The sequence below is a fragment of the Micromonospora sp. NBS 11-29 genome (assembly GCF_002140155.1).
GTDB lineage: Bacteria > Actinomycetota > Actinomycetes > Mycobacteriales > Micromonosporaceae > Micromonospora.
In genome coordinates, this window is sequence record NZ_NAPR01000007.1 from 340543 (window position 1) to 358946 (window position 18404).

The 18404-nt window shown below is 71.9% G+C and carries 13 protein-coding genes and 3 pseudogenes; 2 read left to right on the top strand and 14 right to left on the bottom strand.

The window, feature by feature from the left end; genetic code table 11:
- Positions 1-98: 98 nt before the first annotated feature.
- The 6 genes and pseudogenes from B1205_RS11765 to B1205_RS11785 all read right to left on the bottom strand — a co-directional run bounded on the left by B1205_RS11765 (position 99) and on the right by B1205_RS11785 (position 6719).
- Positions 99-1217 (bottom strand): GNAT family N-acetyltransferase, encoded by a 1119-nt coding sequence (locus B1205_RS11765; RefSeq protein ID WP_089155636.1) that lies wholly within the window; start codon positions 1215-1217, stop codon positions 99-101.
- Entirely contained in the window at positions 1214-2344 is a 1131-nt protein-coding gene (locus tag B1205_RS11770; RefSeq protein WP_089155637.1) for a DegT/DnrJ/EryC1/StrS family aminotransferase, read from the bottom strand. Before B1205_RS11770 ends, B1205_RS11765 begins: the two co-directional genes overlap by 4 nt.
- Positions 2345-2564: 220 nt before the next feature.
- On the bottom strand, positions 2565-2873 hold the full coding sequence (locus B1205_RS31310; RefSeq protein ID WP_369597280.1) for a DegT/DnrJ/EryC1/StrS family aminotransferase: 309 nt from the start codon (positions 2871-2873) through the stop codon (positions 2565-2567).
- On the bottom strand, positions 2828-3640 hold the full coding sequence (locus B1205_RS11775) for an aminotransferase class I/II-fold pyridoxal phosphate-dependent enzyme (RefSeq protein ID WP_254909871.1): 813 nt from the start codon (positions 3638-3640) through the stop codon (positions 2828-2830). The genes B1205_RS31310 and B1205_RS11775 overlap by 46 nt, the downstream gene beginning before the upstream one ends.
- A 65-nt stretch (positions 3641-3705) precedes the next feature.
- Complete coding sequence (locus B1205_RS11780) at positions 3706-4146, bottom strand: hypothetical protein (protein WP_089155638.1); 441 nt, start codon at positions 4144-4146, stop codon at positions 3706-3708.
- A gap of 115 nt (positions 4147-4261) precedes the next feature.
- Positions 4262-6719: pseudogene (locus B1205_RS11785) on the bottom strand (Tex family protein).
- Between the two features lie 142 nt (positions 6720-6861).
- Between B1205_RS11785 and B1205_RS11790 the strand changes: the two are divergent.
- Both B1205_RS11790 and B1205_RS11795 read left to right on the top strand, forming a co-directional pair.
- Positions 6862-8124, top strand: coding sequence for a nucleotide sugar dehydrogenase (locus B1205_RS11790; RefSeq protein ID WP_089155639.1), 1263 nt, complete (start codon positions 6862-6864; stop codon positions 8122-8124).
- Positions 8125-8169: 45 nt separating this feature from the next.
- Complete coding sequence (locus tag B1205_RS11795) at positions 8170-9681, top strand: deoxyguanosinetriphosphate triphosphohydrolase family protein (protein ID WP_089155849.1); 1512 nt, start codon at positions 8170-8172, stop codon at positions 9679-9681.
- Between the two features lie 31 nt (positions 9682-9712).
- On the opposite strand, the gene B1205_RS11800 is transcribed toward B1205_RS11795, so the two are convergent.
- The 8 genes and pseudogenes from B1205_RS11800 to B1205_RS11835 all read right to left on the bottom strand — a co-directional run bounded on the left by B1205_RS11800 (position 9713) and on the right by B1205_RS11835 (position 18317).
- Complete coding sequence (locus B1205_RS11800) at positions 9713-10357, bottom strand: acetyltransferase (protein WP_089155640.1); 645 nt, start codon at positions 10355-10357, stop codon at positions 9713-9715.
- On the bottom strand, positions 10354-11031 hold the full coding sequence (locus B1205_RS11805) for a sugar transferase (protein WP_254909872.1): 678 nt from the start codon (positions 11029-11031) through the stop codon (positions 10354-10356). Before B1205_RS11805 ends, B1205_RS11800 begins: the two co-directional genes overlap by 4 nt.
- Before the next feature lie 112 nt (positions 11032-11143).
- On the bottom strand, positions 11144-12292 hold the full coding sequence (locus B1205_RS11810) for an MBL fold metallo-hydrolase (RefSeq protein ID WP_089155851.1): 1149 nt from the start codon (positions 12290-12292) through the stop codon (positions 11144-11146).
- A 79-nt stretch (positions 12293-12371) separates the two neighbouring features.
- Entirely contained in the window at positions 12372-13304 is a 933-nt protein-coding gene (locus B1205_RS11815) for an SDR family NAD(P)-dependent oxidoreductase (protein WP_089155641.1), read from the bottom strand.
- Positions 13301-14485 (bottom strand): zinc-dependent alcohol dehydrogenase, encoded by a 1185-nt coding sequence (locus B1205_RS11820; protein WP_089155642.1) that lies wholly within the window; start codon positions 14483-14485, stop codon positions 13301-13303. The genes B1205_RS11815 and B1205_RS11820 overlap by 4 nt, the downstream gene beginning before the upstream one ends.
- A gap of 584 nt (positions 14486-15069) precedes the next feature.
- Positions 15070-15807: pseudogene (locus tag B1205_RS11825) on the bottom strand (succinate dehydrogenase/fumarate reductase iron-sulfur subunit); the annotation flags it as partial.
- Positions 15804-17738 carry a fumarate reductase/succinate dehydrogenase flavoprotein subunit gene (locus B1205_RS11830; RefSeq protein WP_089155643.1) on the bottom strand — a complete coding sequence of 645 codons (1935 nt, stop codon included), beginning with the start codon at positions 17736-17738 and terminating at the stop codon, positions 15804-15806. The pseudogene B1205_RS11825 and the gene B1205_RS11830, both read right to left, overlap by 4 nt.
- A gap of 1 nt (position 17739) precedes the next feature.
- A pseudogene (locus B1205_RS11835) lies at positions 17740-18317 on the bottom strand (succinate dehydrogenase cytochrome b subunit).
- Positions 18318-18404 lie beyond the last annotated feature (87 nt).

The window sequence follows — 18404 nt, forward strand, 5'->3', positions numbered from 1 at the left end:
GTCGACCGGCACGGTGCCGGCGGGCCGAGCTGACTGCACAGCCAGCCGGAGGGTGAATTCAGTATCTCCGCTTATCGCCATTAATGGAGCGAAATGGCTTAATCATCCTCAGGGTCGGCAGGCAGCGGTTGCCGGTACTCCGGAAAGAACTCGTCGCTCGGTGCCCAACTCGGGTCCCGGCGTCGGGCCTCCCGACAATGCGCCGAATTCAGTCGCGCGTAGGTGACCCGGTCGAGGACCCGCCCACAGACCGAGAAGGGGAGCAGGCCGTCGGGGGCGAACGCTCGCTTGTACCGGAAGATCCCGTCGCCGTCCTGATAGCCGCCGCCGAGCACGAAGCGCGTCCGGCCCTGTGCCCGGCCCCAGCGCATGATCTCGAACTTCAGCAGGTCGTTGGGGCGCAGTCCGAACGCGTGTTGCTCCGTGCCGCCGAGGAACGAATAGAGGTGCGACCCGGAGACCAGGACCAGCTCGGTCGAGACGACGCGGCCGTCGTGCCGGGCGTGGAAGAAGACGAACTGTCCGGGCAACTCGTCGATGATCGTCTGGAAGAAGCTCCGAGGGAAGTAGAAGCCGGCGGTCGCCCGGCGGCGGTCCATGGTGCCCTCGTAGATGCGCAGGAAGTCGTCGAGCCCGACCCCCGAGAGGTCCACCTCGATGGTCACGCCGCTACGCCGGGCCTTGTTGACGTTCTTCCGGACCTTGTGGTCGAACTCGCGCCACATCTCGTCCTCGGTGGCGCGGAGGTCACAGACCACGTTCATGAGCTTCTGCTCGGTCGGCCCGGGCGGAGCCAGTCGTTGGTCGGGAAACAGGGAGAGTCGGCTGAACTCGGACACCACTCGACGTGTCGCGCAGAAGCCGTCGAACGCGTGCCAGAAAGCCTTGGCCTCGACGTCGCTCACGGCGTGCTGGAAAGCTCCGCCGTAGCCGTAGGGGCTGATGATGTCCCGGCATACCAGCGTGTCGCGCAGGTGGGGAGTGTCGACGGGGCGCAGCACGAAGGGGTAGAGAACGAAACCCTGTTCGGTCCGGGCGTAGGCGGCCAATGGCTCGTCCCGCGGCCCGGCGAACAGCCGCACGTACGCCGGATGCGCGAAGACCTCGCGTGCCGGCCAGGCGGCGTGCACCCCCGCCCATCGCGTCGCGTCCGCCTCGCGGCGCGCGTCCCAGATCTCCAGGTCGACGCCGCCTGGACCGATGATGACCTCGCTCATCGCGCGCCGAGGAAGGTCTCGATCCCGTCCAGGACCTTGCCGATCTGGCTCTCGTTCATCGCGGAGCCGCTGGGCAGCGCGAGACCGTCCGCGAAGATCCGGTCGGCCGCGCCGGTGAGTAGCGCTCTGGCACCCGCGTACGCCGGTTGTCGATGCATCGGCTTCCAGAGCGGCCGGGTCTCGATCTGCAGGGCGGCCAGATGGTCGGCGAGCGCCCCCGCGTGCCAACCTGCGGATTTTCGGTCGACGACCAGGGTGGTCAGCCAGTAGTTGGCCTCGTGGTCGTCCTCGGCGAGGAGGCGGACCCCGGGTTGAGCGGCAAACAGCTTCGCGTAGTGCTCGCGCAGCCGCCGCCGGCGCTCGATCATGGTGTCCAGCCGATGCAGCTGGGCGCGCCCGATCGCGGCCAGCAGGTTGCTCAGTCGATAGTTGTAGCCGACCTCGGTGTGCTCGTAGTGCGCGACCGGTCGGCGAGCCTGGGTGGCGAGGTAGCGGCAGCGGGCGACGAGGTCCGCGTCGTCGGAGACGAGCATGCCTCCGCCGGAGGTGGTTATGATCTTGTTGCCGTTGAAGGAGAAGACGCCGGCCCGACCGAAGGAACCCGCGGCCCGGCCGGATCGGTTCGCACCGAGCGCCTCGGCGGCGTCCTCCACCACCGGCACCCCGTACTCGCCGCAGACGGGCAGGATCCGGCCGTAGTCGGCGCACGAGCCGAAGAGGTCCACCGGCACGACCGCGGCCGCCGTCCGGCCCTCCCGGTGCAGATCCGCCAGGAGTTGCCGCAGCAGAACCGGATCGAGGTTGCCGGTGGCCGGGTCGCAATCCACGAAGACCGGCTCGGCGCCCGTGTAGACCACGGCGTTGGCGGTGGCCACGAACGTCAACGACGGTACGACGACCAACTGCCCCGGTCCGACGCCCAGGGCCAGCAGGGCGAGATGCAGGCCGGCGGTGCCCGACGAGAGGGCGACCGCGTGCGACACGCCGACGTGTCGCGCGACCTCCCGCTCGAACGCGTCGACCTCCGGGCCGAGCGGCGCCACCCATCCCGACCGCAACGCCGCCAGCAGGTACGACTCTTCCAGCGGCCCGACGTCCGGAGGGGAGAGCCAGATCTGCCCGCTCATCGCCGCACGTCATCCGTAGCACGCCGGGTGAGGTCCGCCCGCCCCGGCTGCCGATAGGAAAAGCTCACCAGGCAGTCCCCTCCGCGTCGACGCCGCTCGCCGACGTCGTGCCCTCGTTTCGGTCTTCCTCAAGGGGTAACGAGGTGGACCGCCATTTGGCATCGGACGCGCGGAGGCGAGGCAGACGGCGTCCCCGAGCGGTGCGCCGTCTCCGGGATGCTCACCGCCGTTCCAGGAACCGTTCGACCGTCCGGAACACGAGTGCCTCCTGGGCGTCGTCCATGGCCGAACCGCTCGGTAGCGCGAGGCCCTGGGCGAAGAGTTGGTCCGCCACCCCGGTGAGGGCCGCCCGGGCTCCGGCGAAGACCGGTTGGCGGTGCATCGGCTTGAACAGGGGACGTGTTTCGACGTCGGCGCGAGAGAGCGCCGTCCCGAGGTCCGCCGCGCTCCAGCCCGCCCGTTCGGGATCCACCACGACGCAGCTCAACCAGCAGTTGTCCGCCGCGTCTCCGTCACCGAGCAGGCGCACCCCGGGTACGNGCCCAGCCGGGCCAGCTGGGCCCGACCCAGGGCCGCCGACAGGTTGCTCAACCGGTAGTTGTAGCCGACCTCACGATGCTCGTAGTGCGCGACCGGTTCCCTGGCCTGGAACGCCAGGTGTCGACAGCGATCCACCAGATCTCCGTCGTCGGAGAGCAGCATCCCCCCGCCGAAGGTGGTGATCATCTTGTTGCCGTTGAAGGAGAGGATGCCGGCCCGGCCGAAGGAACCGGCGGGACGTCCCCGGTGCGACGCGCCCAGGGACTCGGCGGCGTCCTCCACCAGCGGCACTCCGGCGGCGTCGCAGATCTGGATCAGGCGGGTGTAGTCGGCGCAGGTGCCGTAGAGGTCGACCGCCATGACCGCGGCGACGTGTCGGCCCTCGGCCCGCAGCGCGTCGAGCAGGTCGGCGAGGACCGCCGGATCGACGTTGCCGGTGTTCGGCTCGCTGTCGACGAAGACGGGTTCGGCTCCGGTGTAGACCACGGCGTTGGCGGTGGCCACGAACGTCATGGTGGGCACGACGACGACCTGGCCGGGGCCGACGCCCAGGGCGAGCAGCGCGAGGTGCAACGCCGCGGTGCCGGAGCTGACCGCGAGCGCGTGGCGGGTGCCGGCGCGTTCCGCGATCTCCTGCTCGAAGGCGCTCACGTCGGGACCCACCGGCGCGACATGGCCGAAGTTGAGCGCCTCGACGAGGTAGGACGCTTCGAGTGGTCCCACGTCGGGTGGGGACAGATGGACCCGGCCGCTCATGGGGTCTCCCGTCGCGATGTGGAGGCACTTGAAGGCTTTATAGCAGACAAAGTGCCCTTGAACCGTCAAACGGGACTATCTGTGTCACCTGCCGCGAGTCGTCGGTCGAGCAGGGCGCGTAGCGGGATCGAATCGCCGTCCCGTCCACCCTCGCCGATCACCAGCGGCGCCGGGGACGGCGACGGCTCCGCGCCGAACAGTCGTGCCCGCAGCCCGGCCGGAACGGTCAGCAGGTAGAAGCGTCCGTCGGTGCCGACCGCCCGGGTACGGGCCCGGTCGAGGTACCAGCCGGTGAGCGGGGTCCGGTAGCGACCGCGTCCGTCGTACCCGGTGGCGGTCAACCGGACGGGGCGTAGGCCGCGCCGGGTCGCCTCCGCGGTGAAGGCGGTGACAAGCTGGGCGGCCTCGGCGCGTTCGGCGGCGAGTCGGGCCTCCGCCGCCGCCGCGTGGGCGCGCACCGCCGCCTGCTGCTGCGCCCGCCAGTCCAGGCGGCCATCGTCCTCCATGCCCCGACGGTACGCGGGCCGATCGACCCGCCGGACCCGGCCGTGCCGGCTCCCGACGAGCGGTCGGGCGCGTCGCCGCGCCGGGTCCTCGGATCGGGACCCGGCGCGGCGACGGTCAGGCCAGACCGGCGCGGCGCAGCGCCTCGGCCATCGCGTCGTTGGCCGGCCCGGGGGCGTTCCGACCCTGCCGTTGCTGCGGGCCGCCCCGGGAGCCCCGGTCACCACGCCCTCCGCCGCTACCGCCCCGGCCGCCCTGCCCGCCGCGCCGATCGGCGCCGGAGCCGGGCGTGCCGGTCCGCTGGTCGCCCTGCGCACGCCGGCCGCCATGACCGCCCGCCCCGGGACGTCCTTCACCGGCGGGGGGCNCGCAACGTCAGCGAGATCCGTTTGCGCGGCACGTCCACGTCGAGCACCCGCACCTTGACCACGTCGCCGGACTTCACCACGTCGCGCGGGTCCTTGACGAACGTGTGCGACATGGCCGAGACGTGCACCAGCCCGTCCTGGTGCACGCCCACGTCGACGAACGCGCCGAACGCGGCCACGTTGGTGACCACGCCCTCCAGCACCATCCCCGGCGTCAGGTCGCCGATCTTCTCGACGCCCTCGACGAAGGTCGCGGTGCGGAACTCCGGACGCGGGTCACGGCCGGGCTTCTCCAGCTCGGCCAGGATGTCGGTGACCGTGGGCAGACCGAAGGTGTCGTCGACGAAGTCGGTGGCCCGCAGGCCGCGCAGGATGGTCGAGCGCCCGATCAGCGCGCGCAGGTCCTGCCCGGTGGTGGCGAGGATGCGGCGCACCACCGGGTACGCCTCGGGGTGCACGCTGGAGGAGTCGAGCGGGTCGTCGCCGCCGGGGATGCGCAGGAAGCCGGCGCACTGCTCGAACGCCTTCGGCCCGAGCCGGGCCACCTTCCGCAGCTCGGAGCGGGTGCGGAACGGCCCGTTGGCGTCCCGGTGCAGCACGATGTTCTCGGCCAGCCCGGCGCCGATCCCGGAAACCCGGGTGAGCAGCGGCGCGGACGCGGTGTTGACGTCCACCCCGACCGCGTTGACGCAGTCCTCCACCACCGCGTCCAGGGAACGCGACAGCTTCATCTCGGACAGGTCGTGCTGGTACTGCCCGACGCCGATCGAGCGCGGGTCGATCTTCACCAGCTCGGCCAGGGGATCCTGGAGGCGGCGGGCGATGGAGACCGCGCCACGCAGCGAGACGTCGAGCCCGGGCAGCTCCTGCGAGGCGTACGCGGACGCGGAGTAGACCGACGCGCCGGCCTCGGAGACCACCACCTTGGTCAGCGTCAGCTCCGGGTGCGCCTTGATCAGATCCCCGGCCAGCTTGTCGGTCTCCCGGCTGGCGGTGCCGTTGCCGATCGCGACCAGCTCGACGCCGTGCGCGGCGGCCAGCGTGGCGAGCGTGCGCAGCGAGGCGTCCCACTGCCGACGCGGCTCGTGCGGGTAGATGGTGTCGGTGGCGACCACCTTGCCGGTGGCGTCGACCACCGCCACCTTGACGCCGGTGCGTAGGCCCGGGTCCAGCCCCATGGTGGGTCGCGCGCCGGCCGGCGCGGCGAGCAGCAGGTCGCGCAGGTTGGTGGCGAAGACCCGGACGGCCTCCTCCTCGGCCGCCTGCCACAGCCGCGTCCGCAGGTCCGCGCCGAGGTGGATGAGGATCCGGGTACGCCAGGCCCAGCGCACCGTGTCGGCCAGCCACCGGTCGGCGGGGCGCCCCTGGTCGCTGACGCCGAAGCGGCCGGCGACGGCGGCCTCGTAGCGGCTGGGAGCGGGGACGGCGTCGGTGTCCCCCTCGGCCTCCGGGTCCATGGTCAGCTCCAGCACGCCCTCCTTCTCGCCCCGGAACATGGCCAGGATGCGGTGCGACGGCAGCTTCGGGTACGGCTCGGCGAAGTCGAAGTAGTCGGCGAACTTCGCGCCGGCGGCCTCCTGGCCCTCGCGTACCCGGGAGACCAGCCGGCCCCGCGACCACATCTGCTCGCGCAGCGTGCCGATCAGGTCGGCGTCCTCGGCGAAGCGCTCGATCAGGATGGCCCGGGCCCCGTCCAGCGCGGCGGCGGCGTCGGCCACGCCCTTCTCCGCGTCGACGAAGTCGGCGGCGGTGGCGCGGGGCTCCCGCGTCGGGTCGGCGAGGAGCGTGTCCGCCAGGGGCTCCAGCCCGGCCTCGCGGGCGATCTGCGCGCGGGTCCGCCGTTTGGGCTTGTAGGGCAGGTAGATGTCCTCCAGCCGGGACTTCGAGTCGGCAGCGAGGATCTGCGCCTCCAGCGCCTCGTCGAGCTTGCCCTGGCTCCGGATCGACTCCAGCACCGCGGCGCGGCGCTCGTCCAGCTCGCGCAGGTAGCGCAGCCGCTCCTCAAGCGTGCGCAGTTGCGCGTCGTCGAGCAGGCCGGTGGCCTCCTTGCGGTAGCGGGCGATGAACGGCACGGTGGCGCCGCCGTCGAGCAGGTCGACGGCCGCCCGCACCTGACGTTCGGCGACGCCGAGTTCCTCGGCGATCCGCTGGTGCACAGAGTGGGTCACGATTGTCATCCGCCTTCTCGGGTGAGTTCCGCCGTGCATTCTGCCGTCCGGGCCCGGGCGGCGGCAGCCCGGCGCGTCTCCGGTGGTGGTAAGACCGACGGATATCATGAAACCGCCCGTACGCCCACACAAGCCCCTCTAACCTCCAACCAGGTATTTCTGCGCCTGTCTGGAGAACCGGGTGAACGCTGAGAAAGTGGTCGTCATCGGCCAGGGGTACGTCGGTCTTCCACTGGCCATGCGCGCCGTCGAGGCCGGCTTCGACGTGGTGGGCCTGGACGTGGACGCCGACCGGATCAAGCGGCTCGCCTCGGGCGAGTCCTTCGTCGAGGACATTCCGGCGGACCGCCTCGGCCGGGCACTCGGCAGCGGTCGCTACCGCCCGAGCACCGAGTACGCCGACGCCGAGGGCTTCGACGTCTGCGTGATCACGGTGCCGACCCCGCTGCGCGACGGCACCCCCGACCTGAGCTTCGTGGAGCAGGCCGGCGTCGGCGTCGGCCCGTACGTCCGGCCGGGCTGCGCGGTGGTGCTGGAGTCCACAACGTATCCAGGCACCACCGAGGAACTGCTGCGTCCGTTGCTGGAGAACGCCAGCGGGCTGCGCACACCGGGCGACTTCCACCTCGGCTACAGCCCGGAGCGCATCGACCCGGGCAACCCGACCTGGCGGCTGGAGAACACACCCAAGGTGGTCTCCGGGGTGGACGCCGCCTCGCTGGAACGGGTGGACGGGTTCTACCGGCGGATCGTGGCGCGGACGGTGCCGGTCGCCTCCACCCGGGTCGCGGAGCTGACCAAGCTGATCGAGAACACGTTCCGCCAGGTCAACCTCGGCCTGATCAACGAGCTGGCGATGCTCTCCCACCACCTCGACATCGACGTCTGGCAGGCGATCGACGCCGCCGAGACGAAGCCGTTCGGCTTCATGCCGTTCCGACCCGGACCGGGTGTCGGCGGCCACTGCCTCCCGATCGACCCCTGCTATCTGTCCTGGCAGGTGAAGCGGCGGCTGGGCCGGCAGTTCCGGTTCATCGAGTTGGCCAACGACGTCAACCACGAGATGCCCGAGCACGTCACCCAGCGGATCATGGCCGGCCTCAACCGCGCCGGCCGCGCCGTCAGCGGCGCCCGGCTGCTGGTGCTCGGCCTCGCGTACAAGAGGAACACCGGCGACATGCGCGACTCGCCCGCCGCCGACGTCGCGCGGCGGCTGTGCGACCTCGGCGCGGACGTCCGGGCGGTCGAGCCGTACGCCGAGCCGCACCAGATCCCGGCCGGGGTGCTGGTCGTGCCGTTGACCGAGCAGGAGGTCGACGCCGCCGACGCGGTGGTCGTCGCGACCGACCACGACGTCTTCGACTACGACATGGTCACCCGCCGGGCGCGGTACGTCTTCGACGCCCGTAACCGGTGCGCCGGGCCGGTGGTGGAACGGCTCTAGGAGCACCCTGACCGGGGCGCGGCGGGCTGCGCTAGCGTGGCGATCATGGAGGCACCTGCGGACCCGCGCGCCCGGCGACTCTTCGGCGGCAGCGCCCGGGCGCTCGGCGACCTGGCCGCCGGCCCGTTCCGGGCCGACCGGGACCGGATCGTCTCGTCGCCGTTCTTCACCCGGCTGAACGGTGTCACCCAGGTGATCAGCCCGGGTGGGTCGGGGCTGCTGGTGCACAACCGGCTCACCCACAGCCTCAAGGTGGCCCAGGTGGCCCGCGCGATCGCCGAGCGGCTGACCGCCGACCCGGCCCACCGGGACCTGCTGGAGAAGCTGGGCGGCTGCGACCCGGACGTGGTCGAGGCCGCGGCGCTCGCCCACGACCTGGGTCACCCGCCCTTCGGCCACCTGGGGGAGCGGGTGCTGGACCGGCTGGCCCGGCAACGGCTCGGGCTGTCCGACGGCTTCGAGGGCAACGCCCAGTCGTACCGGATCGTCACCAGCACCGAGATCCGCGGCGCGGCGACAACCGGGTTGGACCTGACCGCCGCGGTCCGGGCGGCGTTGCTCAAGTATCCGTGGACCCGGCTGGACCACCCGGACCCGCACCCGCGGCACCTCGACCCGGCGCCCCGCGGCGCCGCGCCACCACCGGACGACCCGGAGAGCGGCTCGCTGAAGTTCGGCGCGTACCGGACCGAGCTGAACGACCTGCGGGCGGCCCGGGAGCCGTTCGCCGGGCGGATCCCGGACTGGCAGCAGACCCCGGAGGCGTCGGTGATGGACACCGCCGACGACATCGCGTACGCCATCCACGACGTGGAGGACTTCTACCGGGTCGGGGTGCTCCAGCAGGGCGCGGTGGCCGCCGAGCTGATGGCCTGGCAGCGCGAGTGCGGGCACCTGCGGTCGATCACCGCCCCGGCGTTGGAGGGCGCCGGCCGCCGGCCCGGTGCGGCGATCGAGCGGCTGCGCCGCCAACTGCACCGCAAGGACGCCTGGATCGCCGACGACGACGCGTTCGCCGCCGCGGTCGAGCACGTCCGCGAGGAACTGGTGGAGGGACTGCTGGCGCTGCCGTTCGACGGCTCGATCGAGGCCGAACAGTACGTCGCCCGGTTCTCCGCCCGCTGGTCCACCCGCTTCGTGGACGCCATCACGGTGACCCCGGAGCCGGACGTCCGCTCCGGGTACGTGCTGCTGGGCAAGGCGCAGTGGCACGAGGTGCAGGTGCTCAAGTTCGTCCACCACCGGTTCGTGCTGGCCCGCCCGGACCTGGCCCTGCACCAGCGCGGCCAGGCACGGCTGCTGGACACGCTGGTGGAGGCGCTCTGGGAGTGGCTGCTGGACCCGGAGGAGGAGTCCCGGCTGCCCCGCCGGCTGCACGACCTGGTCGAGCTGGCCGAGGCGGAGCTGCACCCGCGTACCCCGGACCGGGTCGGACGGGCCCGGGGGCGGGCGATCATCGACTTCGTCGCGCAGCTCACCGACGGGCAGGCGGTGGCCATGCTGGACGCGCTGTCCGGGCGCTCCGGCGCGCTCTGGACCGACGCGTTCGTGCTCTGACCCGCCCAGCGCCGGTCAGTCACCCGACGGCTCAGCGGGCGGGCACTCCCTTGACCACGGCTTGCGACGGTACGTCGCGCACCACGCAGGCCCCCGCGCCCACCGTCGCGTCGGCCCCGACCCGCAGCCTCGGCAGCACGACGGCGCTCGCGCCGATCTGCGCAGCCGGGTCGAGACGGCAGTAGCCCGAGACGGCGGCGAGCGGATGCAGGGAGACGTAGTCGCCGACCACACAGTCGTGGGCGAGGGTGGCGTTCTGGTTGACGTGCAGGTGCCGTCCGGCGGTGACGTTGGTGCTGACCCGTCCGCCGGCGAACACCACCAGGCCCTCGGCCGACACCAGGTCGGAGCAGACTGTGGCATCGGGGTGCACGAGGCTCGCCACCGGCAGGCCGTACGTGTCGAGACGCGTCCCCACCAGCCGCCGGACCTGCGGTTCGCCGATACCGAGGGCGACGTGCGTCTGCGCCGGCAACCGACCGAGCGCCGCCATCGTCCCGAGGTAGGGGAGACCGAGTGAGCCGGCCCGTTTGCGATTGAGCTCCGACGGGTCGTCGTCGACGAAACCGATCAGCCGCCAGGGCGGCCGGGGCGAGGCGTCGTTGACCGCCATCGCGATCCGGGCGAGTTCCCGACCATGGCCGCTGCACCCGACGACGACGAGGTCGACGCTCATCTCGCCCCGCTCCCGGTCGGCGTCGGCAGGGACGGGGACCGGTCCGGGGCGCTGCCCCGGAACTCGTGCGCGGTGACGGTGCCCGGCGCGCTGATGCCCCGGCGGGCAAGCACGGCCACCACGGTGCGGACCAGAATGCGGGCGTCGAGCAGGAGACTCCAGGAGTCCACGTACCGCACGTCGTAGCCGAACCGCTGTTCCCAGGTGAGCGCGTTGCGGCCGCTGACCTGCGCCAGGCCGGTGAGCCCGGGTCGGACGTCGTGCCGGCGGAACTGCTCCGGGGTGTAGAGATCCCGATAGGCGGTCACGAGCGGCCGTGGTCCCACCAGGCTCATGTCGCCACGGACGACATTCCAGAGGCTGGGCAACTCGTCCAGGCTGGTGGCGCGCAGCCAACGGCCCAGGGGGGTCAGCCGCGCGTGGTCGCCGCTCGGGGCGAAGATGTTGCTGCCGCCGGCCATGGAGCGGAACTTCAGGAGGGTGAACTCCCGGCCGCGCCAGCCGATGCGCTGCTGCCGGAAGATCACCGGGCGGCCCATGGTGAGCAGCACCGCGACCGCCACCGCGGCCATGATCGGTGCCGCCACCAGCAAGGCGGCCAGGGTCATCGTGACGTCGAGGCCGCGCTTCACGGCCGCCGCGACGGGTGAGGTGGCTGTCCGGGGTTGCTCCACGCCTGGGGAGAGGCGAACCTGCATGTTGTCCTCCGACACTGACTCGTCGGTGAACAGATTACGCAGAAATCCCCATAAGGGAGCGTTGTCCGAATTTTTGGGGACGGAACTCTCAGACCACCGCCTGCCACCAGCCGTCCACCGCCGGCGGCTCGTCCACCACCACCCGCTCCCCGGGGCGCGGCACCGCCAGCCGGACGTCCCGGGCCTTCGCCTCGGCCCACAGCCGGTCCACCGGCTCGGACCAGTCGTGCAGGGCCAGGTTGAACGTGCCCCAGTGCACCGGGACCAGCAGCCCGCCACGCACGTCGAGGTGGGCGGCCACCGCCTCCTCCGGGAACATGTGGATGTTCGGCCACGCCCGGTCGTACGCGCCGATCTGCATGAGCGTCACGTCGAACGGGCCGTGCTCGGCGCCGATGTCGGCATAGCCGTCGAAGTAGCCGGAGTCACCGGTGTAGAAGACGCTCCGGTGCGCGCCGGCCAGCGCCCAGGAACTCCAGAGCGTGCCGTCGCGGCGCAACCCGCGCCCCGAGAAGTGCTGCGCGGCGGTGGCGGTGACGGTCAGCCCACCGACCCGGTGGCTCTCCGACCAGTCCAGCTCGACGATGCGGTCCGCCGGCACGCCCCACCGGTCGAGATGGGCGCCGACGCCGAGCGGCACCAGGAACGGCGCGGACTGGTGGGTGAGCAGCCCCCGCACCGTCGCCATGTCCAGGTGGTCGTAGTGGTCGTGCGAGATCAGGATGGCGTCGAGCCGGGGCAGCTCGTCCAACCGGACCGGCGGCTCGTGGATGCGCCGCGGACCGACCAGCGCCGACGGCGAGCACCGGTCGCTCCACACCGGGTCGAGCAGTACCCGATGCCCCTCGATCTCCACCAGCGTGGAGGCGTGGCCGTACCAGATCACGTTCAGCTCGCGCGTCGGGTCGGCCGGGGTCGCGTCGGTCGGGCGCAGCAGCGGCACGGCGCTTCCCGGCCGCCGCTTCTGCTTGCCGAAGATCAGCTCGCGGACCAGGTTGCGGCCCGGGTCGGCGACCATGGTGGCGCTGGTGCCGGCCGGGTTGTGGAACGTGCCGTCGCGGAACCGCGGCGAGCGGGCCGCCCGCGCCGCCCGGGCGCCGGTGAGCCGGCCGCCGAGTTGCGCCGGCACGTCCCGCGCCGCCCACGCCAGCCCGGCGACGGCCGCCAGCCCGGCGATCCGCCATCCCCGCCCGCTGCCGCCTGCCGTGCCCGGTTCCCGCTCCGCTGGTGCCCGCATGTGGTTCCCCTCCGCCGTGTCCCGCCGTACACGGTATCCACCCCGCACCGGCTCCTGCACACACCGGTCGCGGCGGTGGTCACGGCAGCCGGCGCCGTACCGCCGTGGTCGCCCCGGCCACCGACCGGACCATCCGCGACACGTCGGGCAGCCACCCGCCCCGCACCGCCTCACCCGCCGGGTTCGGGGCGAACACGATGCCCTCGTGGGCGTCCACCGGCCGGTTCGTCAACCCGGCGAGCCGCATCAACGGCCCGACCAGCACGTCGTACACGCCGGGCAGGAGCGTGAAGCCGAACCGCATGACCACGTTGAGCCGACCCACCGAGACCTCCCGCCGGGGCCGGTCGACGCAGTCCACGATCGCCCGGGCCACCCGTTCCGGGCTGGTGATCGGCGGTGGCGGGCGGCCGATCCGGCCCAGGTAGTTGGCCGCCTGCTGGTACACCGGCGTGTCCACGCTGCCCGGGTTGACCAGGCAGACCGCGACGCCGGGTGTCTCCCGGGCCTCCTGCTGGAGCGTGCGGGCCAGCCCCTGCAGACCCCACTTGGCCGCCACGTAGCCGCTCATGTAGGGCGCGGTGATGTGCCCGAGGACCGAGCCGGTGAGCACGAGCGTTCCGCCGCCGGCCACCCGGAAACGGCGCAGCGCCTCCCGGGCCACCTCCGCCGCCGCCAGCAGGTCGGTGCGGACCACCTGCTCGAACACCTCGGCGGGGGTCTCGTCGAAACGGCCGTAGGCCATCACCGCGGCGGTGTGCACCCAGGCGTCGACGGCGCCGAACTCCGCCTCGGCCGCGTCGGCGAGCGCCGCCACCGCGCCGGGCCCGGTCACGTCCATCGGTACGGCCAGCGCCTGCGCGCCGGCCGCCCGGCACTCGTCGCGTACCTCGTCGAGGGTGGCGGGGGAGCGGGCCGCGAGGACCAGACGGTCCCCGCGGCCCGCGAACTCCCGGGCCGCCGCCCGGCCGATCCCGCTGGTCGCGCCGGTGACGACCACCGTCCGGGTCACGGCGCGAGCACGACCTTGACGCAGCCGTCGGACTTCTTCTGGAACATCTCGTACGCCTGCGGCGCCTGCGCCAGCGGCAGCCGGTGGGTCCGCAGGTCCTCGACGCCCAGCGGGTCGTCGTCGCCCTCCAGCAGCGGGATGATCTCGTCCACCCAGCGCCGGACGTGGCACTGCCCCATCCGTAGCTGGATGCCCCGGTCGAACATCTCCATCATCGGCATCGGGTCCTGCTCGCCGCCGTACACGCCGGAGATCGAGACGGTGCCGCCGCGCCGGACCGCCTTGAGCGCGGCGTGCAGCACCACGAGCCGGTCAACCCCGGCCGCGTCGATCATCGGCTGGGCCAGCTTGTCCGGGAGCAGCCCGGCGGCGGCCTGGGCGATCTTGCCGACCGGCGCGCCGTGCGCCTCCATGCCGACGGCGTCGATGACCGCGTCCGGGCCGCGCCCGTCGACCAGGTCGATGAGCGCGCCGGGCACGTCGTCGAGCTGGCTGACGTCGAGCACCTCGATGCCGTGCCGGCGGGCCATCTCCAGCCGCTCCGGCACCAGGTCCAGGCCGATCACCCGGCCGGCGCCGAGGTGCCGGCCGATCCGGGCGCTGAACTGCCCGACCGGGCCGAGCCCGAACACGGCCAGCGTGCCACCGGGCGGGGTGTCCGCGTACTTCACCGCCTGCCAGGCGGTCGGCAGGATGTCGGAGAGGTAGAGCCAGCGCTCGTCGGCGCCGGTGTCCGGGATCTTGATCGGGCCGAACTGGGCCTGCGGCACCCGCAGGTATTCGGCCTGGCCGCCCGGCACCGAGCCGTAGAGCGAGGTGTAGCCGAACAGCGACGCGCCCTTGCCCTCGGCGGTGACCTGGGTGGTCTCGCACTGGGCGTAGAGCTGACGCTCGCACATCCAGCAGTGCCCGCAGGAGATGTTGAACGGGACGACCACACGGTCGCCCTTCTTCAGCCGGGTCACCCCGGAGCCGACCTCCTCGACGATGCCCATCGGCTCGTGCCCGAGGACGTCGCCGGGCTTCAGGTACGGCCCGAGCACCTCGTACAGGTGCAGGTCGGAACCGCAGATGGCGGTCGAGGTGATCCGGACGATCGCGTCCGTGGGCTCCTCGATCCGGGGGTCCGGGACCTCCTCGACCCGAACGTCCCGCTTGCCTTGCCAGGTCAGTGCCTTCATGCCGGAATGCCCCCTCCTCGGTGCCGTCCATGGGACTGCTACCCGCGAGGAGCCGCTTGAACCGGCGGCGTCGCGCCGAGCGCCGGCTGGCTGCGTGCCACCGTGTTGGTATGGCCGTCGTTCGCCGTTCCGCAGTGTGCCGGACGGGTGGCGGTATCCCGGTCTGTCGACCCCCCGACCTTGTCGGCCTGGCGTGATCAAGCCCTCAGGAACCCGCCACTTCGCCGCACCCGCGCGGGACCGCGGGTGCGGGTGACCCGTCCAGCGCTTTCTGCGTGCTCGATGCACCCATGGTGTTCCAGTCGTGGGCGTTGTCGGGCTTGGGTGGAACGTCATGGGTGTCTGCGGTGGGCGGATGCACCCATGGTGTTCCAGTCGCGGGCGTTGTTGGGCCTGGGTGGAACGTCATGGGTGTCTGAGGCGCGGGCCGGGCCGTGCTGGGACTGGGCCGCACTGCGCTGGGCCGCGGCGTAGGTGCCTCCGGGCTGGCTCGGTGGGGGTGACCGTCGCGTTCGACGTACCAGGGAAACGGCGACCGCCGCGCCCCCGGGATGCGGGGCGCGGNAGCCGGGGGTGCCGGCGCGCTTGGTGGTGGCCCGGAGGTAGTCCCGGTTGAGCCGGCCGATGGTGTTCAGCGGGATGCCCTTCGGGCACGCCGTCGCGCACTCGCCGATGTTGGTGCAGCCGCCGAAGCCGGCCTCGTCGTGCGCGTCCACCATGCCGATCACCCGGGTGTACCGCTCGGGCTGGCCCTGGGGCAGCAGCGAGAGCTGGGTGACCTTGGCGGCGGTGAAGAGCATGCCGGAGCCGTTCGGGCAGGCCGCCACGCAGGCACCGCAGCCGATGCAGGCGGCCGAGGAGAAGGCGGCGTCCGCGTCGTCCTTGGCCACCGGGGTGGAGTGCGCCTCCGGGGCGCTGCCGGTCGGCGCGGTGATGTACCCGCCGGCGGCGATGATCTTGTCGAAGGCGTTCCGGTTGACCACCAGGTCCTTGACGACCGGGAAGGCGCGGGCCCGCCAGGGCTCGATGTCGATCGTCTCGCCGTCGGTGAACTGCCGCATGTGCAGCTGGCAGGCGGTGGTGCCGCGCTGCGGGCCGTGCGCCTCACCGTTGATCATGAGGCTGCACGTGCCGCAGATGCCCTCACGGCAGTCGTGGTCGAAGGCGACCGGCTCCTCCCCGTCGAGGATGAGCCGCTCGTTGAGCACGTCGAGCATCTCCAGGAAGGACATGTCCGGGGACACGTCCGGCACCGGGTAGGTCACCATCCGACCCTTGTCCTCGGGGCCGGACTGGCGCCAGATGCGCAGGGTCAGGTTCACTTGTAGCTCCGCTGCGAGGGGTGGACGTATTCGAAGGTCAGGTCTTCCTTGTGCAGCACGGGCTCGCCGCTGTCGGCGTACTCCCAGGCCGCCACGTAGGCGAACCGGTCGTCGTCGCGCTGCGCCTCGCCGTCCGGGGTCTGGTACTCGGCCCGGAAGTGACCGCCGCAGGACTCCTCGCGGTGCAACGCGTCGATGCACATCAGCTCGGCCAGCTCGAAGAAGTCGGCCACCCGGCCGGCCTTCTCCAACGACTGGTTGAGCCCTTCACCGTCGCCCGGGACGCGCACCCGCTGCCAGAACTGCTCACGCAGGGCGCGGATCTCGCCGATCGCCTTGCGCAGCCCGGCGTCCGAGCGCTCCATGCCGCAGTGCTCCCACATGATCTGACCCAGCTCCCGGTGGAACGAGTCCACCGTGCGGTCACCGTCGACCGCGAGCAGCCGCCGGATCCGGTCCTCGACGTCGGTACGCGCCGCGACCGCCTCCGGGTGGCTGGCGTCGACCTTCTCCATCGGGTTGGCGGCCAGGTAGTTGGCCAGCGTGCTCGGCAGCACGAAGTAGCCGTCGGCCAGGCCCTGCATCAGCGCCGAGGCGCCGAGCCGGTTCGCGCCGTGGTCGGAGAAGTTCGCCTCGCCGATCACGAACAGGCCCGGGATGGTGGACTGGAGGTCGTAGTCGACCCAGAGCCCGCCCATCGTGTAGTGCACGGCGGGGTAGATCCGCATCGGCACCTCGTACGGGTCCTCGCCGGTGATCCGCTCGTACATCTCGAAGAGGTTGCCGTACTTGGCCTCGATGGCCTTGCGGCCGAGCCGGTCGATGGCGTCGGCGAAATCCAGGTAGACACCGAGGCCGGTCGGGCCGACGCCGCGTCCCTCGTCGCAGACGTTCTTGGCGGCGCGGGAGGCGATGTCGCGCGGGACCAGGTTGCCGAAGGACGGGTAGATCCGCTCCAGGTAGTAGTCCCGCTCGTCCTCGGGGATGTCCCGGGGGCCGCGCTCGTCGCCCTTGGCCTTCGGCACCCACACCCGGCCGTCGTTGCGCAGCGACTCGCTCATCAGGGTCAGCTTCGACTGGTGGTCGCCGGAGACCGGGATGCAGGTCGGGTGGATCTGGGTGTAGCAGGGGTTGGCGAAGTACGCGCCCTTGCGGTGCGCCCGCCACGTCGCGGTGACGTTGCAGCCCTTGGCGTTGGTGGAGAGGTAGAAGACGTTGCCGTAGCCGCCGGAGGCGAGCACGACCGCGTCCGCCATCTCGGTGCTGATCTCACCGGTGACCATGTCCCGGACCACGATGCCGCGGGCCCGGCCGTCGACGACCACCAGTTCGAGCATCTCGTGGCGGGCGTTCATCTCCACGTTTCCCAGGCCGATCTGCCGCTCCAGGGCCTGGTACGCGCCGAGCAGCAACTGCTGGCCGGTCTGGCCCCGGGCGTAGAAGGTGCGCTGCACCTGCGCGCCGCCGAACGAGCGGGTGTCGAGCAGTCCGCCGTACTCGCGGGCGAACGGGACGCCCTGGGCGACGCACTGGTCGATGATGTTGACCGACACCTCGGCCAGCCGGTGCACGTTCGACTCCCGGGACCGGAAGTCGCCGCCCTTGACCGTGTCGTAGAAGAGCCGGTGCACCGAGTCGCCGTCGTTGCGGTAGTTCTTGGCGGCGTTGATGCCGCCCTGGGCGGCGATCGAGTGCGCCCGGCGCGGGCTGTCCTGGTAGCAGTAGGACTTCACCCGGTAGCCCTGCTCGGCCAGCGTCGCCGCGGCGGAACCGCCGGCCAGGCCGGTGCCGACCACGATCACGGTCAGCTTCCGGCGGTTGGCCGGGTTGACCAGCTTCATGTCGAACCGGTGGCGGTCCCACCGGGTCTCGACCGGGCCGTCCGGGGCCCGCGTGTCGGCGACCGGGTCGCCCTCGGTGTAGAGATCCATGTCAGGCCACCAATCCGGTGAGTACGGCGAAGGGGACCACGAGGTAGCCGGCGCAGAGCGCGACGGCGAAGACGAGCGCGGCGGCGCGGGCGCGACGCTCGCCCTTCGGGGTCTGCTGGCCGAGGCTGCGGAACGCGCTGAACGCGCCGTGCCGCAGGTGGAAGCCGAGCGTCACGATGGCCAGCGTGTAGAAGAGGGTGACGTACCAGCGCTCCGGGGCGAAGTCGGCGACCACGTTGCCGTACGGGTTGGCCTTGTCGCCCTGCGGGTTCAGGTGACCGGTGGTCAGGTCCAGGATGTGGTAGATCACGAAGAGCAGGATGATCACCCCACCCCAGCGCATGGTGCGGGCCGCGTAGTTCACATGGATCTTGCGGCGGTGCGCGTACGCCACCGGGCGGGCGGCCCGGGCGCGCATGGCGAGCACGACGGCGGNCAGGTGCTCGGCAGCAGCGGCGTGCCGATGTCCCGCAGCCAGTGCGCGTAGTGGTCGAACGACGTCTCGCCCGTGAAGATCTTCAGGTTCCCGAGCATGTGCACGATCAGGAACAGCACCAGAAGGATGCCCGTCACCGCCATGACGGCCTTCAGGCCGACGTTCGAGCGGATGGGCGACCGAGTTTTCGTGATTACCACATGACCGACGCTAGGAGCCGTTCGATCAGG